The sequence below is a fragment of the Streptomyces sp. NPDC050625 genome, assembly GCF_040654755.1.
Taxonomy (GTDB): domain Bacteria; phylum Actinomycetota; class Actinomycetes; order Streptomycetales; family Streptomycetaceae; genus Streptomyces.
Genome location: NZ_JBFAIQ010000071.1, coordinates 1 through 14,486 on the forward strand (window position 1 = coordinate 1; position 14,486 = coordinate 14,486).

Annotated in this window: 15 protein-coding genes and 2 pseudogenes; 7 read left to right on the forward strand and 10 right to left on the reverse strand. The window is 69.4% G+C overall.

The genetic code is table 11. From position 1 onward, the window contains the following. Positions 1-119 precede the first annotated feature (119 nt). From AB0I54_RS46985 to ctaD, 6 genes are all read right to left on the reverse strand, one after another. A complete protein-coding gene (locus AB0I54_RS46985) occupies positions 120-182 on the reverse strand; it encodes a hypothetical protein (protein ID WP_363302563.1) in 63 nt (20 codons plus the stop codon). Between the two features lie 98 nt (positions 183-280). After that, on the reverse strand, positions 281-1,027 hold the full coding sequence (locus AB0I54_RS46990) for a ferredoxin reductase (RefSeq protein WP_363302549.1): 747 nt from the start codon (positions 1,025-1,027) through the stop codon (positions 281-283). Continuing rightward, entirely contained in the window at positions 997-1,596 is a 600-nt protein-coding gene (locus AB0I54_RS46995; protein ID WP_363302550.1) for a molybdopterin-dependent oxidoreductase, read from the reverse strand. The genes AB0I54_RS46990 and AB0I54_RS46995 overlap by 31 nt, the downstream gene beginning before the upstream one ends. Before the next feature lie 12 nt (positions 1,597-1,608). Next, the gene (locus AB0I54_RS47000) at positions 1,609-1,800 is read right to left on the reverse strand and encodes a hypothetical protein (protein WP_363302551.1); all 192 of its coding nucleotides are present in this window, start codon (positions 1,798-1,800) and stop codon (positions 1,609-1,611) included. Positions 1,801-1,968: 168 nt separating this feature from the next. Further along, positions 1,969-2,421, reverse strand: coding sequence for a DUF5709 domain-containing protein (locus AB0I54_RS47005; protein ID WP_363302552.1), 453 nt, complete (start codon positions 2,419-2,421; stop codon positions 1,969-1,971). Between the two features lie 222 nt (positions 2,422-2,643). Beyond that, positions 2,644-4,317, reverse strand: coding sequence for a cytochrome c oxidase subunit I (ctaD, locus tag AB0I54_RS47010; protein ID WP_363302553.1), 1,674 nt, complete (start codon positions 4,315-4,317; stop codon positions 2,644-2,646). A gap of 436 nt (positions 4,318-4,753) precedes the next feature. On the opposite strand from ctaD, the gene AB0I54_RS47015 reads away from it, so the two are divergent. From AB0I54_RS47015 to AB0I54_RS47035, 5 genes and pseudogenes are all read left to right on the forward strand, one after another. Beyond that, positions 4,754-5,431, forward strand: a complete 678-nt coding sequence (locus AB0I54_RS47015; RefSeq protein ID WP_363302554.1) for a hypothetical protein — start codon at positions 4,754-4,756, stop codon at positions 5,429-5,431. Between the two features lie 73 nt (positions 5,432-5,504). Beyond that, positions 5,505-7,424, forward strand: coding sequence for a Na+/H+ antiporter NhaA (nhaA, locus tag AB0I54_RS47020; protein WP_363302555.1), 1,920 nt, complete (start codon positions 5,505-5,507; stop codon positions 7,422-7,424). 403 nt (positions 7,425-7,827) lie between these two features. Next, entirely contained in the window at positions 7,828-8,037 is a 210-nt protein-coding gene (locus AB0I54_RS47025) for a hypothetical protein (RefSeq protein ID WP_363302556.1), read from the forward strand. Between the two features lie 279 nt (positions 8,038-8,316). Continuing rightward, positions 8,317-8,895 (forward strand): GNAT family N-acetyltransferase, encoded by a 579-nt coding sequence (locus tag AB0I54_RS47030; RefSeq protein WP_363302557.1) that lies wholly within the window; start codon positions 8,317-8,319, stop codon positions 8,893-8,895. A 271-nt stretch (positions 8,896-9,166) separates the two neighbouring features. Continuing rightward, a pseudogene (locus tag AB0I54_RS47035) lies at positions 9,167-9,403 on the forward strand (transposase); the annotation flags it as partial. Between the two features lie 26 nt (positions 9,404-9,429). On the opposite strand, the gene AB0I54_RS47040 reads toward AB0I54_RS47035, so the two are convergent. Both AB0I54_RS47040 and AB0I54_RS47045 read right to left on the reverse strand, forming a co-directional pair. After that, positions 9,430-9,858 (reverse strand): transposase family protein, encoded by a 429-nt coding sequence (locus tag AB0I54_RS47040; RefSeq protein WP_363302558.1) that lies wholly within the window; start codon positions 9,856-9,858, stop codon positions 9,430-9,432. A 134-nt stretch (positions 9,859-9,992) separates the two neighbouring features. After that, positions 9,993-10,946 carry a LysR family transcriptional regulator gene (locus tag AB0I54_RS47045; RefSeq protein ID WP_363302559.1) on the reverse strand — a complete coding sequence of 318 codons (954 nt, stop codon included), beginning with the start codon at positions 10,944-10,946 and terminating at the stop codon, positions 9,993-9,995. Between the two features lie 83 nt (positions 10,947-11,029). Here AB0I54_RS47045 and AB0I54_RS47050 point away from each other — a divergent pair, with 83 nt between their 5' ends. Next, positions 11,030-11,791 (forward strand): sulfite exporter TauE/SafE family protein, encoded by a 762-nt coding sequence (locus tag AB0I54_RS47050; RefSeq protein WP_363302560.1) that lies wholly within the window; start codon positions 11,030-11,032, stop codon positions 11,789-11,791. Positions 11,792-11,864: 73 nt separating this feature from the next. Here AB0I54_RS47050 and AB0I54_RS47055 read toward each other — a convergent pair whose 3' ends face one another. Continuing rightward, on the reverse strand, positions 11,865-13,073 hold the full coding sequence (locus AB0I54_RS47055) for a transposase (RefSeq protein WP_363302561.1): 1,209 nt from the start codon (positions 13,071-13,073) through the stop codon (positions 11,865-11,867). A 161-nt stretch (positions 13,074-13,234) separates the two neighbouring features. Here AB0I54_RS47055 and AB0I54_RS47060 point away from each other — a divergent pair, with 161 nt between their 5' ends. Beyond that, entirely contained in the window at positions 13,235-13,603 is a 369-nt protein-coding gene (locus AB0I54_RS47060; protein WP_363302562.1) for a hypothetical protein, read from the forward strand. Between the two features lie 341 nt (positions 13,604-13,944). On the opposite strand, the pseudogene AB0I54_RS47065 reads toward AB0I54_RS47060, so the two are convergent. Further along, positions 13,945-14,319 (reverse strand): annotated as a pseudogene (locus tag AB0I54_RS47065) (restriction endonuclease); the annotation flags it as partial. Between the last annotated feature and the right edge of the window lie 167 nt (positions 14,320-14,486).

Below are 14,486 nucleotides of genomic sequence, written 5' to 3' on the forward strand. Positions count from 1 at the left end.
AAACGCCTGTGGAGCGCCGGTAAGACGGGCACCCGTGCCCGCACAGCGCGGTGAAGCAGGAAGCCCCCGGAAGGGTCACACGACCCAGGCCGGAACTGGACTTTAGGCCAGGGAGCACGTCAAACGTGCGGACCGGTGCGACCGCAGTGCGCGCACCGGCTGGTCGCTGGGGTCAGGTCCACGGCGAGGATGTCACCGAGGGGCCCGCCAGAGCGCTGCCGTCCACGGAGTCTCGCCCACGCCGGAGGGTGTCTCGTCCTGAGATGTCATCTCGGTCTCCTCAGCCGCCGAAGCGCTCGGTTCGTACACGCTCGGGAGCATGCCCGAGCAGCACCAGGTAGGCGGCCGCCTTCTCGACGAAGCCCGTGGGACCGCACACGTAGACGTGCGGCTCGAAATCCGGGGGCCAGCCATGGCGCGCGAGGTCTTCGGGGGTGATACGGCCCGCGGGGCGCGCGGTCCCCGGTGGAGCCTCACGTGTGTAGACGCGTGTCACGTCCAGGCCGGGCGAACCCTGCTGCAGCTCGGAACTGTAGAGCTGGTCCTGTGGTGAGCGAAGCGAGTAGATCAGCCGGAACGGGACCCTGCTGCCGGCTGCGCGCCGGGCTCGGATCATGCACATCAGCGGCACCAGTCCGGACCCGCCGGCCACCATAAGCACCGGCTCCTGCTGCTTCGGTTGCCACACGAACCAGCCGCCGACCGGGCCCCTCAGCTCCAGCCGGTCGCCGGGAACCAGCTCGTCGACCAGGTAGGGCGAGACCTCGCCGTCGGCGATGCGCTGCACCGTCAGCTCCAGGCGTGTGCCGTCCTGGGCGGATGCGATGGAGTAGCTGCGCTGCGTGCTGTATCCATCCTCCGCGGTAAGCCGGACGTCCACGTGCTGCCCCGCGAGATGGCCGGGCCATCCCGGCACGTCCAAGGTCAGCGTGACGGCCGTCGGCGACTCCACGCGCCGCCCTGTCACCTCGGCGACCCTCCAGCGCAGTCGGTCGCCTAGTCTCCCCAATACCGCTGCTCTTGCCATGGGTCTCCGTAGTTGTGATAGCCGGCGCTCTCCCAGAACCCGGGAGTGTCGTCATCGCGCAGTTCGATGCCGCGGACCCACTTCGCGGACTTCCAGAGGTACAGGTGCGGGACGAGCAGCCGGACCGGCCCGCCGTGCTCGGGGTCGAGGTCCTCGCCGGCGTATCCGTACACGATCCACGCCTTGCCGTCGAGGAGGTCCTCGAGCGGCAGGTTCGTGGTGTAGCCGCCGTAGGAGGACACGAGGGCATACTCGGCCGCGGTCTCGACGTCGGCGAGCAGGACGTCCAGGGACACCCCTTGCCAATGGGTGTCGAACTTGGACCACTTGGTGACGCAGTGGAGGTCCACGGTCGGGGTTTCCGACGGCAGTGCCGTCAGAGCGGCCCAGTTCCAGACGTGGCACTCACCGGCTTCAGTGGTGACGGACAGCTCCCACGTGTCCCGGGGCACGCGGGGCGTGGGACCGGCCGACAGCACGGGAAAGCCGTTGGTCTCGTACTGGCCCGGCGGCAGCTTCTTGTCGGGGGCAGCTCTGCGCCCATGGAAACCGCGAGAGATGATCGACATTTCTGGGCGTCCTTAACGGTTGAACAGGAGGCGTACGGCGTCCTTGGTGGGGTTGGCGTCGCGAGGTGCGGTTGTCTTACCTCTCGTCATGAGCAGGGGCAGTAGGGGCAGGGGCGGGGGGCGGGCGATCGGCGTGATGGCGACCGGCTGCGTCCGGGCGCTGAGCCGTGTCGCGATGGCCTCGCGCACGGCCTGGACCGACACTTGCGCATGCTGGTCGCCGCCCGGGGTGTGCGCGGCAAGGAGCGACGGGGCTCCGTGCCCGCACCTGCGCATGGGCAAATGGCAGCTCGTGCTTGCCGCCGGCCGGATACAGCGGCCGCGCGCCACACGGCCCAGCGTCGCCTCCGGTTGTCCGTCTCCGGACTGCCGCTATTCGAAGTCGCGGTCGGGGACGACGTGGATGGCTGCCTCTTCCGCTGAGGCCGCGCCGCCGTCGATGCCGACGTCCCGGGCCGTGTAGTCGTCGTCGAAGCCTGTGCTGTCGTCCAGGTCCCAGGCGAGCAGGCGGCCTGCGCGCTCGTCGCCGACCTGGTCGTCGATGAGCTCGCCGTCGGTATCGGTGGTGTCGCCCAGTCCGTCACCATCGTCGTCTGCGCTCAGTTCGGGGACTTCACGCCTCAGGCGGTGGGCCAGATCCTCGTGGGAGGCCCCCTCACGGGCGGTCAGCCCCCACTCGGACAACCCGAGGGGCCTCTCAGGAGGCGAGTACCCCTCGTCGAGGATGTCCTCGCCGAACGCGTCCTCGTCGTACTCCTCCTCCGGGCGCAAGGGGTTGAAGTCTGCCGGATCGCTCGAGGCCGACGCGTCATCTGCTGCCGTCATTACGGTCTCCCATGCCGTCTCGTCTTCTCCCGCGCCACCCTCTTGCGGTGGCCCGGGTCTCCTCATCCAAGCGCCCCGGAGTGGACGCGGCATCTACGCGACGTCGCCGATCCGGCACGGATACCTCGTTCGGGCGGCGGTCCCCCACACGAACCGGCCCCAGCGTCCCGTCCGAGTCACAGCCGGAAGCGATTCGCCGCTGGGGCGCCTGTCCGGCGACCGTCAGTGCCCGCCGTGCTCCGCGGCCCGGACCTCGGGATGGCGCAGGTCGAACGCCGGGGACTCCGAGCGGATCGCGGGCAGGGAGCGGAAGTTGTGCCGCGGGGGCGGGCAGGAGGTGGCCCATTCAAGAGAGCGGCCGTATCCCCAGGGGTCGTCGTCCGTCACGCGCGGTGCGTAGTGCGCGGTCTTCCACACGTTGTAGAGGAAGGGAAGCATGGAGAGGCCGAGCAGGAAGGAGCCGATGGAGGAGACGGTGTTCAGGGCGGTGAACCCGTCGGACGCCAGGTAGTCGGCGTAGCGCCGCGGCATTCCCTCGGCGCCGAGCCAGTGCTGGACGAGGAACGTGAGGTGGAACCCGACGAAGAGAGTCCAGAAGTGGACCTTCCCGATGCGCTCGTCGAGCATCTTGCCCGTGAACTTCGGCCACCAGAAGTAGAAGCCCCCGAACATGGCGAACACCACGGTGCCGAAGACGGTGTAGTGGAAGTGCGCCACGACGAAGTACGAGTCCGAGACGTGGAAGTCCAGCGGCGGGGAGGCGAGCAGAACACCGGTCACGCCACCGAAGAGGAACGTGACGACGAAGCCGACGGCCCACAGCATGGGTGTCTCGAAGGACAGGGACCCCTTCCACATCGTTCCGATCCAGTTGAAGAACTTCACGCCCGTGGGCACGGCGATCAGGAACGACATGAACGCGAAGAAGGGCAGCAGGACCCCTCCGGTGACGAACATGTGGTGCGCCCACACGGTCACTGAGAGGCCGGCGATGGCGATCGTGGCCCCGACCAGACCTATGTAACCGAAGACCGGCTTCCTGCTGAAGACGGGCAGGATCTCGGTGACGATGCCGAAGAACGGCACGGCGATGATGTAGACCTCGGGGTGGCCGAAGAACCAGAAGAGGTGCTGCCACAGCAGAGGCCCGCCGTTGGCGGGATCGAACACGTGCGCGCCAAACTTCCGGTCCGCCTCCAGGGCGAGGAGAGCCGCTGCCAGCGTCGGGAAGGCGAGGAGAACCAGGAGCGCGGTGAGCAGGACGTTCCACGTGAAGATCGGCATGCGGAACATGGTCATGCCGGGGGCACGCATGCAGATGATGGTCGTGATGAAATTGACCGAGCCGAGGATGGTCCCGAAGCCCGACAGGGCCAGGCCCATGATCCACAGGTCGCCGCCCACGCCTGGCGAGTACAGAGCGCTCGACAGGGGCGCGTAGCCGGTCCAGCCCCAGTGGGCGGAGCCCTCGGGGGTGAGGAACCCCGACAGGACGATCAGGGAGCCCAGAAGGTAGAACCAGTACGCCAACATGTTCAGCCGGGGAAAGGCCACGTCCGGGGCGCCGATCTGCAACGGCATGATCCAGTTCGCGAAACCTGCGAACAAGGGGGTGGCGAAGACCAGGAGCATGATGGTGCCGTGCGCGGTGAAGGCCTGGTTGAACTGTTCGTTGGAGAGGAACTGCAGGCCAGGGCGCGCGAGTTCGGCACGCATGATGAGAGCGAAGGCGCCGCCGACGAGGAAGAACACGAAGGACGTCGTCAGGTAGAGGGTCCCGATCCTCTTGTGGTCGGTGGTGGTCAGCCAGTCCACCACCACCCTGCCCTTGCCGGCGCCCTGTCGCTGTTGAATGGCCGCGTCGGCCGCCTGTAGATCCGCCACCGTCGTCTCCATGTTTCTGATCGAGGGGCCGCGATCACGTGCCCGCTGTGCTGTGAGTGCCAATCAAGCACCGCGGCATACATGGGCCGTCTACGGCGGGTGAAGGACCCGGCGGGCACAGGCGTCGGCGAGTCACGTACGGGTGCCGCCGTTCTTCGCCCCTCGGGAGCGGCTGCCGATCCGATGGCTGATGCGAGCGCATCGCCGACCCGCACGTCCAGGACCAGGGTGGCGAGGCCGACCGGACTGGCGGCTCACCCCGCCCGGCGGACCGTACCCGTGCGGGGGCGGGGCACGCGTCTCCGCACGGCGGGGCGATCTGCCGCATAGACGTGACGTAGATGAGCGCGAGGTGCCCGGGCGACGCCCGTCCGGTACTCAGGAGGAGCGGCGACCGCGCCGAGGAGGGGCCCGCCACCCCTCGACCACGACAGCGCATGGAGCAGCCATGTCCTTCGAAACCGCTTACGGACACCTGGCCGCGGCGGACCCCGTCCTGCGGCAGCTGGTGCGGACCGTCGGCCGGCCCGACCCGTTCACCTGGGAGAAGCGTGGCTACCCCACGTCGTCCCATTTCGCCGCGTTGGTCCTCCACATCGTCGGGCAGCAGATCTCCACCGCGGCGGCGCTGGCGATCTTCGGGCGGATCTCGGCGTCGATGGGCGGCGACATCACCCCGGCCGGACTCCTCGGCCTGCCCGAGGGCGGACTACGCGCCTGCGGACTCTCCCGGATCAAGGCGTCCTACCTCCACGACCTTGCCCGGAGGCAGGCGGACGGTGCCATCGACCTGGAGAACATGGGCGACGTCGACGACGCCACCGCCCTCGCCGACCTGACCGCCGTGCGGGGTGTCGGCCTGTGGTCCGCGGAGATGTTCCTCCTCCACCAGCTCAAACGCCCGGACATCATGCCCGCGGGCGACCATGGCATCCGCCGGGCGATCCAGCGGGCCTGGCGACTCGACGCCGTGCCCGGGATCGAGGAGACCAGGCACCGCGCCCTTCCCTGGGCCCCGTACCGCACGTACGCGGCGGCCCTGCTGTGGACCTCGCTCTCAGCGCTCGCCCCCTTCGGGGATGGGCCGGGCGGCGGCGCGTGCCGAGCCCAGGAGAGGGCGCGGTGAGCCGGGCCGCTCCCTCCCGGGGCGTGCTTTCTCCCCTGCTGTCTCCGTGTCCCTCCACTCCCCTGACGGTGCCATGAATCTCCCGTCCGAACCGCCCGCGTTCTCCGGCCAGTCGATGTGCGACAAGGCCGCCCGCTCCCCGCTGCGCGCCTTCCTGCACACCGAGACGGCCAGTGCCGTCGTCCTCCTGGCGGCCGCCGTGGCCGCACTGGCGTGGGCGAACAGCGCACCGGCGCAGTACGAGTCGTTCTGGAGCGCACACGTCGCCGTGCAAGTCGGCCCCTACCGTGCCTCGATGTCGCTGCACGAGCTCGTCAACAGCGGCCTCATGACCGTGTTCTTCTTCGTCGTCGGTCTGGAGGCCCGCCGCGAGTTCGACATGGGCGAGCTGCGCGAGCGCAAGCGTCTCACCCTCCCGCTCGCGGCCGGGGTGACCGGAATGCTTCTGCCGATCGCGATCTACCTCGCCTTCAACGCCGGCCAGGAGTCGGCACACGGCTGGGGAGCGGCGATTTCGACGGACACCGCCTTCGCCCTCGGCATGCTCGCCACGTTCGGCACCCGGATGCCAGCCGGTCTGCGGGTGTTCATCCTGACCATCGCAGTTGTCGACGACCTGCTGGCCCTGGTCGTCATCGCGACCGCCTACAGCAGCGGCGTCAGGGCCGCGCCCCTGCTGACGGCGATCGGCGTGTTCGGCGTGGTGCTGCTGGCGCGCGCCCTGAGGGTGCGGCAGGGGCGACTGTACCTGCTCCTCGCCGTCGTCGCGTGGGCTGCACTGGCCCGTTCCGGGGTGGACCCGGTCATCATCGGGCTCGCGATGGGCCTGCTCACCTATGCTGGCCCGGCCTCGCGCGGGGACCTGGAACGCGCCAGCGGTCTCTTCCGGCTCTTCCGCGAGCAGCCCACGCCCGAGGCCGCGCGCGTGGTGCGGGAGGGCCTCGCCTCGGTCCTCTCCCCCAACGAGCGCATGCAGCGGCTCTACCACCCCTGGGCGAGCTATGTGGTGGTGCCGTTGTTCTCGCTGGCGAACGCGGGGATCGTGATCGACTCCGGCCTCCCGTCCCGGGCCGCCACGTCCCCCATCACCCTCGGCATCTTCCTGGGGTACGTGGTGGGCAAGCCGCTCGGGATCCTGGGCGCGTCGGCCGCGGCGACAGGCCTGAGCCAAGGGCGCCTGCGGCCCCCGGCCGGATGGGGCGCGGTCGCCTCCGGTGGCGCCCTGGCCGGTGTCGGCTTCACCGTGTCGCTGCTCATCGCCGCACGCGCCTTCAGCGGCGCCGAGCTCGACGAGGCCAAGGCGGGGGTGCTGGGTGCCGTCGTCGTCTCGTTCGCCGTCAGCTGGCTCATGAACGTGGCCGTCAACACGCTGCCGCACCGGATGCGGCTTCGCGCCCGCGTCGGCAGGGCCGAGGCCATCGTGGACCTGGCCGTGCCGGTCGACCCGGCCCGCGACCACGTACGCGGGCCGCAGTCGGCGGCCGTGACCGTCGTGGAGTACGGCGACTACGAGTGCCGCTACTGCGGCCTGGCCGAACCGGTGATCCGCGACCTGCTCAACAGCCCCGACGACGTGCGCTACGTGTGGCGACACCTCCCCCTCGCCGACATCCATCCACACGCACGACTCGCCGCTGAGGCGGCCGAGGCCGCCGGACGGCAGGGGAGCTACTGGCAGATGCACGACCTCCTCCTCACCCACCAGGGCAGCCTCACCCTCACCGATCTGTCCGCCCACGCCGCGGCGATCGGGCTGGACGTGGACCGCTTCCGGGCCGACGTGGAGGCCAGGGTCGACGCCGGCCGCGTCGCCGAGGACGTGGAGAGCGCCGACCTCAGCGGGGTCGCGGGAACACCCACCTTCTTCATCAACGGCCGCCGCCACCACGGCGCGTACGACATCGCGACCCTGACGGCGGCCGTTCGCGCGGCGCGCGAGCGGGCCGCCGTGGCGCAAGACCGCCGCCGCGGGGGCCTGCGCAATGCCCAGTGAGGCCGACGCCACCCGAGGCGGACCTCACCGTGTTCGCGGGCACCGGCCGGCGCGACTGACCGGTCAGGCGTTCGATCACCGTAGCCTCCGGAGACCGCAGCGAAGGATGGCTCGGCCCGGCCTGCGGCGTCAGGTGCACGCTCGCAGACCGTATGAAGGGTGTGCGGCACAAGTAGCCTTCCACTTACAGACGTTGGAGAGCGGTTGGCGTGACTTGCGCGAGGTGCGGGCGCGAGGTGCGGGCGCGACGCGCCTTCAAGACGGCGTGCGCGCTGCGTTACCGTGCGCATGCCCTTCGGTCCGCGTGGAGGGACGACCCATGGGCGCGGGAAGCAGACAACCGCACCCGGACCCGGGTTGAGGCCGAGCCTCTACCGGGCACGTGCCGCACGGCGGACATGGCGTGCCGCCCCGGACCAACCCCACCTACTGGTTGGAGAAGGTCGCCCGCAACGCGGCGCGCGACCGGCCCACCGACGCCCACCTGGCGGAGGCGGACTGGATGATCCTGCGGTGCTGGGAGCTGGGAGCACCAGCCCGCGCTCGAGGCATCCCGGACGGTGTGCGAAGCGGTCACTCCTCGCCGTGCTGGGCAGGCAGGGACGGCGCCTGATCCTCCGCGGCGAGAGGCCCCGGCCGAGCGCCGCCCCCCCGGCCCGCATCTACGCACCCTCTACGGCGCGTCTACCGCACGTCGCGACGGCCCCGCCAGCGGCGGCCGCAGCGCCGCACCGCCGTCGGGAGGGCGCTTCGGCCGCAGGCCACAGGTGTTGAATAGGCCGTGGCGGGGTGCTGCCCCGTCGTCCCCGCTCCAGGACGCGGGCGGCGCCGGTGTTCCAGCAGGCGCGGCAGCGTCCGCCGGAAACCGATCCGAAAGCCGGTGATCACCCACATGCCCACGCCCGAGCAGCACCGCGTAACCGTCGACGGAGTGCGCATCCGCACGAACCGGCTCGTCCTGCGGCCGTGGTCGTTGCAGGACGCGGCCGCAGCCCTCGCCGTGTACAGCCAGAGCGAGGTTGCACGGTGGCTGGCGCCCGCCATGGAGGCCGTGCCCGACGAACCCGCCATGACGACGGTCCTCAAGCAGTGGATCGACCAGTGCTCCTCTCTGGAGGCGCCCGCGGGCCGCTGGGCCATCGAGTTGGCGGACAGCGGCGAGCTGATCGGCGGGGCCGCGGTACTGCCGCTGCCGCCGGACGGCGTCGACCTGGAGATCGGCTGGCAGCTGGCACCCGCGTACTGGGGCTACGGGCTGGCCTCCGAAGCCGGCCACGCAGTGACCCACTACACGTTCACCCAAGGCGTCGACGAGGTGTTCGCCGTCGTACGGCCCCGCAACACGCGGGGCATCGCGACCGCGCGGCGCGTCGGCATGGAATGGGTCGGGGAGACGCAGAAGTACTACGGCCTCACCCTGCAGGTCTACCGGATGCGCAGGGGCGACCTCGACATGCCGGGCATCCGGTAGGACACGCCTCGTCGGGCTGGCCTTCTTCAGCGCGGTCACCAGCTCGGCTCCGGTCGTCCGACGGGGGCTTCTGATCACCGGCAGACCAGGCGAGGACGAAACCTGCTGAACCGGGCCCGGCGGGATCCGGCTGAGGTCCGCGACGACCTGCAGGAATACGTGGCCGAACGGCTCGGTGAGCCCGACGGTGTCCTGGTCATCGACGAGACCGGCTTCCTCAAGAAGGGTGTACTCCGGCACGCCAGGACGCACGGAGAAATGCCAGGTCGCCGTGTACGCCGCCTATGCCTCGTCTCGGGGCCGGACCTTGGTGGACCGGGAACTGTACCTGCCGAAGTCCTGGATGTCCGACCGGGAACGGTGCCGCGCGGCAGGAGTGCCCGACGCCCGGGCCTTTGCGACCAAGACCGAGCGTGCCCGGAGCCTTATCGCCCGGGCGCTTGGCTCACCCCTGCCCATTGCTTGGGTAACGGCGGACGCTCTCTACGGCCAGGACTGGCACTTTCGCCGCATGCTTGAGGAGGCCGAGCTGGGCTATGTCGTCGCGGTCCCGAAGTCGCAGCAGGTCAAGTCCCGCGCCGGCTGTTGGCGCATCGACCAGCTCATCGGTGACGCCCCCGACGAAGCCTGCGAGCGGCTCTCCTGCGGCGACGGAGCCAAGGGCCCGCGTCGACCACCTTCTGCAGGGCCGGTGACCTGCTCGACGAAAATGACCTTCTCGCAGGCAGGGTTCTCGCAGTACAGACAGCGCACCGATAAGTCGATCACGACCTCACGGCCGCCCACCGCCTCGTCCGCGACATGCCGCTCGTATCGCGAATGCGGGCAGTCCGAAGACTGCCCGCAACCCGGGCACGCCACCGAGGCGTCATCCCTGATCCGAGCCGTGATCCTCAGCAGATCTCCGCCAGCTTCCACACGCTCGACCTGCACCGCGGCCAGCCGCGGCAGCAGATCCCCCACGACGACAACACACACAGCCAGCCTGCCACCGTCAACAAGTCAGAACCACAGGCAAGTTGAAGCGAACACCGGCTATGAAAATCTTGTAAGCGTCTGATTCATGACACTCCCCCGGACATCGGTAGAGCCCGCGGTCAGCAGTCGCGGAAGGGCAGTCGTCCGAGATTGTCCCCGGGTGCGCTGCGGTCGAGGGGTTCGAGCTGGGCCGCCTGGCGGAGATGTTCGGCGAGTGTCGCGGTTACCGTCGAGGTGACGCGATCCGTGACTCCCCAGGCCAGCAGGTGGTGGCGGCGGGCCCAGCGCTCCTTGAGTTCGCATACCTCCAGGCTCTGGCGGGGGTCAATGGCCCGCCGTGGCACGACGGCGAGTCCGACGCCGGCAGCGGCCAGGGCGATGAGGACCCCGAGGCCAGTGACGGTGGTGCGGTGGCGCACTGCGGGGGCGTGGGGTCCCAGGTGCTTTTCAATCCAGCGGCGCAGCGAGGAGTAGGCGTCGAGGCCGACGAGCGGGTGTTCGGCGGCCTCGCGGTAGGTGAGCATGGGCCGCCCGGCGAGAATTCCTCCGGCCTGCCCGATGACGACGAGAGAGTCGTCGCCGAGGGGCTCCGTGCGCAGTCCGCAGCTGCCGGCCTCATCGTCCAGGACAACGCCCAGGTCTGCCTCGCCATCGGCGAGTTTCCGCACGGTCTGCGGGGTGCGACTCTCGGACACTGTGACGTCAGTGTCCGGGTGGGCACGGAGAAATGTGATCAGAGCCTGCGGCACGAGCCGGTGCATCGCGGAGCCGCCGCCGAGCAGGATCAGCGGGGGCGCGGCCGGGGGGCGGCTGTAGCTCGCGACGGCGCTTTCGAGTCGGGCGGTCTGGTCGAGGACGTCGCGTGCGTGGCGGGCCAGGGTCGTGCCTGCCGGGGTGGGCCGTACGCCCCGGCGTCCGCGGATCAGCAAGGCCACGCCGGCGTGGTGTTCCAGCGTGCGCACGCGGGCGCTGGCCGAGGGCAGGCTCAGGTGCATGCGGCGGGCGCCCGCGGTGATCGATCCCTCCGCGACGATGTGGAGGAACAGCCGTAGATCGTTCAGGTCGTAGCGCATCAGGTCAGGCTAAGGCTCAGCCTGAGGCACACTGCGGTGATTCCGCATTGTGGAAATAAGTTCCCGTAGGTGACGCTCGACAGATGATCGAGCTAGCCCTTGTCCTGCTGACCGGTGTCGCCGCCGGTGTCCTGAACTCCGTCGGAGGCGGCGGAACCTTCGTAGCGCTGCCCGCACTCGTCGCCATCGGTCTGTCGCCGGTGACGGCGAACGCGGTCGCCCGGATCGCCCTCGTACCCGGTGCCGTGGCGGGCGCCTGGGTGTATCGACGCGAACTCGCCCCGGTGGGGGGCGTGTCCACCGCAGCGCTGACCGTGACCAGTGTGGTCGGCAGCGGGGTCGGTGCCTGCCTGCTGCTGCTTCTGCCTGCCTCGTCGTTCGAGTCCGCATCGCCATGGCTGCTCGCCTTTGCCACCGCCGTTCTCGCCCTGGGCCCCCGCCTGTCCCACATGGTGAGCCGGGTACTGGGCCGCCGCGTCGGCATGAGTCCGCGGGCCGTCCTGATCGGCCAGTTCCTGATCGCCGCGTACGGCGGATACTTCGGCGGAGCCGTAGGCATTTTGATGGTGGCCCTGTGGAGTGCCGGCCTTGGCATCGATGCCGCAGCGGGCAATCCGATGCGGATCGCCCAACTGGCGGCCGTCTTTCTCATCTCGGGCGTGCTGTTCGTGTTCACCTCGGACGCACTGCGCACCCCTGTGCTCCTGGTCGCGCTGCTGGCCGGCGCGACCGCCGGGGGCTTCGCCGGCGCCCACCTGGCCCGCCGCCTTCCTGCCTGGCTGCTGCGGGGCGCGCTCCTGGCCACCGCCACGGTGACGACCGTTCTGTACTTCCTGCGCGGCTGACCACGTAGGGAGGTCGCGCTTGAACATCTCCAGGTCGAGAGTTGAGGCGGACTGACTTGACTTCCTCCCCCGCCTAAAGGCGGGGGATTCCAGCGGTCGCCCGCTGGGTTTCCTGTTTCACCGACGACCGCCTCGTCCGGGAGGACTCCCGTTGAGGTCTTACACCGTCTCCGCAGGCAGACGCCGCCAGCCCGGCGGCCAGGATGTTGCGTGCCGCGTTCACATCACGGTCATGCACGGTGCCGCAGTCGCACGTCCACGCACGGACGTTCAGCGGCAGCTTCCCGCGGACCGTGCCGCAGGTTCCGCACAGCTTCGAGCTGGGGAAGAAGCGGTCGATCACGACGAGGTCGCGCCCGTACCAGGCGCACTTGTACGCCAGCATCATGCGCAGGTCCGTCCAGGCCGCGTCCGAGATGGCGCGCGCGAGCCTGCCGTTCTTCAGCAGGTTGCGGACGGTCAGGTCCTCGATCACGACCGTTTGGTTCTCACGGACGAGACGAGTCGACAGCTTGTGCAGGAAGTCACGGCGCCGGTCAGCGATCCGCGCATGCACGCGCGCGACGCGCTGACGGGCTCTCTCCCGGTTGATCGAGCCCTTCGCCTTGCGCGACAGCTCCCGCTGCGCCTTCGCCAGGCGGGCGCGGTCACGCCGCTCATGCTGCGGGTTGGCGATCTTCTCCCCGGTCGACAGGGTCACCAGCGACGTGATCCCGGCATCGATGCCGACCGCCGCGGCGGTGGCGGGAGCCGGGGCGAGGGTGTCTGCGCAGAGCAGGGACACGAACCAGCGGCCCGCGCTGTCGAGGGACACGGTGACCGTCGTGGGCTCGACGCCCTGCGGCAGCGGACGCGACCAGCGGATGTCCAGCGGCTCCGCCATCTTCGCCGGCGTCAGCCGGCCGCCGCGCCACGTGAAGGCGCTGCGGGTGTACTCCGCCGATGCCCGGGACTTCTTCCGGCTCTTGTACCGGGGGTACTTCGCGCGCTTGGCGAAGAAGTTCCCGAACGCCGTCTGAAGATGGCGCAGCGCCTGCTGGAGCGGAACAGAGGACACCTCCGTCAGGAAGGCGAGTTCCTCGGTCTTCTTCCACTTGGTCAGCGCGGCCGACGACTGCACGTAGGGGATCCGGCGCTGCTCGCCGTACCAGGCCCGCGTGCGCTCTTCCAGCGCCTTGTTGTACACGAGGCGGACGCAGCCGAACGTGCGCGACAGCTCAGCCGCCTGCCCGCCCGTGGGATAGAAGCGGTACCTGAAAGCCCGCTTCACCGTCTGCGTCATACTTCACATTCTATCAACTCCCGTGTGAGTGGCGGAAGTCGGTCGGTGGATGGTGGACGCCGGTCCGCCCTGGCGGCGAACCGGCTTTCCCTGCCCTGCTCCGCAGGAGCTTCGTTTCCTCCCAGGCCTGAAGGCCGGGGTATCCACGAAGGAGAGCCCCGATGAACGACGGATCGAGCTGGCCCGTGGACAAACTGAACGCACTCCGCCTCGGCACAAGGCTCGTTGCGGAAGTCCCGGCATCGAGGCCGGGCCGCCAGGCATTTGTGGACGTCCGCCCCAAGAAGAGCGATCCCGACGCCCAAGCGCAGGGCGAGGGATGGGTTCGCAGCGACACTGAACGCAGCTTCCACCTTGAGCACTGGGAATACGACCGCGATCGCGTCGACGGCTTCGACTACGACATCGGAGCAGTCCTCGTCGGGTCCACTGATGCCACGGACGAGTCCGAACTGATCACTGTGCTCAACGCATGGGGTGTCCGGCCTGGCCTCTTCGTCTACCCCTGGGAGAGCGAGGACCCCAAGTAATACGACGGAGCAGCCGTCAGCTCGTGCAGACGATCAGCTGGCGTCACCCAGCCGAGCGTCTTGCAAGGGCCGCCTCTCAACTCGGCCGCTACCGCATCAAGGTGCTCACGAGGATGAACCGAATGGTCGGTGCCGTTCGGTTCAACGACGAGTGCAGCGTTGATCGTTGGATATGCCTCATCTGACCCGAGACACCTCGTCCGTTGCACCATCGCTCGCCGGTGCAACCGGTGGATGGCCCGAGCCGTCCCCGACCGCCGGCGCTGTGTGCTGGCACGGGCTCCGCGACTCCCAACTGATCTGCGAGAAGCCAGGGAGTGCGAACCTCTCTGGCGTGCGTCTCACATCCACGGGGCAGGACCCGTCCGCGTCGCCCACCCCGCGAGTGCCCCGCTGTCGAACATCCGGATTCCGTGCTGCACGCCATAGGCGACCGCTGGCTTCGTGAACACGGACGTGGTCACTACGGTGGCAACCTGCGCCCCGTGGACGCTGTAGCACGTCCCGCCGAAGCGCTGCAGATCCGGCGAGCCCACCTTGGTGGTCGGCCCGTACCGCTTGCACTGGATCACGATCCGCCGGCCGTCCGGGGCAGTGGCGATGACGTCCGCGCCCAGGTCCCCGGCGCCGCCGACCACCCGGGTGTCGAGACAGCCGTCCCGCTGACACAGGAACGCGATCGCGTGCTCGAACTCCCTGGGATTCATTGCGTGGTAGCGGGCGATCTCTGTCGATTGCAGTGATCGAATATGGTGCAGTTCGGCGGCCTGCTTCGCCTTGTGCTGATCGACCACTAGTGTCCTGCGCCAGAGATCCGTCGGCAGAAGCGGGCGAGGGAGTCGAGGATCTCTTCGGCGGTCTTGGTCCAGATGAACGGCTTGGG

Bases quoted from the DNA above. Each gene is read 5' to 3' on its own strand.
- AB0I54_RS46995 (WP_363302550.1), bottom strand. From the start codon at position 1,596: ATGTCGATCATCTCTCGCGGTTTCCATGGGCGCAGAGCTGCCCCCGAC.
- AB0I54_RS47060 (WP_363302562.1), top strand. From the start codon at position 13,235: ATGAACGACGGATCGAGCTGGCCCGTGGACAAACTGAACGCACTCCGC.
- AB0I54_RS47005 (WP_363302552.1), bottom strand. From the start codon at position 2,421: ATGACGGCAGCAGATGACGCGTCGGCCTCGAGCGATCCGGCAGACTTC.
- AB0I54_RS46990 (WP_363302549.1), bottom strand. From the start codon at position 1,027: ATGGCAAGAGCAGCGGTATTGGGGAGACTAGGCGACCGACTGCGCTGG.
- ctaD (WP_363302553.1), bottom strand. From the start codon at position 4,317: ATGGAGACGACGGTGGCGGATCTACAGGCGGCCGACGCGGCCATTCAA.
- AB0I54_RS47050 (WP_363302560.1), top strand. From the start codon at position 11,030: ATGATCGAGCTAGCCCTTGTCCTGCTGACCGGTGTCGCCGCCGGTGTC.
- AB0I54_RS47055 (WP_363302561.1), bottom strand. From the start codon at position 13,073: ATGACGCAGACGGTGAAGCGGGCTTTCAGGTACCGCTTCTATCCCACG.
- AB0I54_RS47015 (WP_363302554.1), top strand. From the start codon at position 4,754: ATGTCCTTCGAAACCGCTTACGGACACCTGGCCGCGGCGGACCCCGTC.
- AB0I54_RS47030 (WP_363302557.1), top strand. From the start codon at position 8,317: ATGCCCACGCCCGAGCAGCACCGCGTAACCGTCGACGGAGTGCGCATC.
- nhaA (WP_363302555.1), top strand. From the start codon at position 5,505: ATGAATCTCCCGTCCGAACCGCCCGCGTTCTCCGGCCAGTCGATGTGC.
- AB0I54_RS47045 (WP_363302559.1), bottom strand. From the start codon at position 10,946: ATGCGCTACGACCTGAACGATCTACGGCTGTTCCTCCACATCGTCGCG.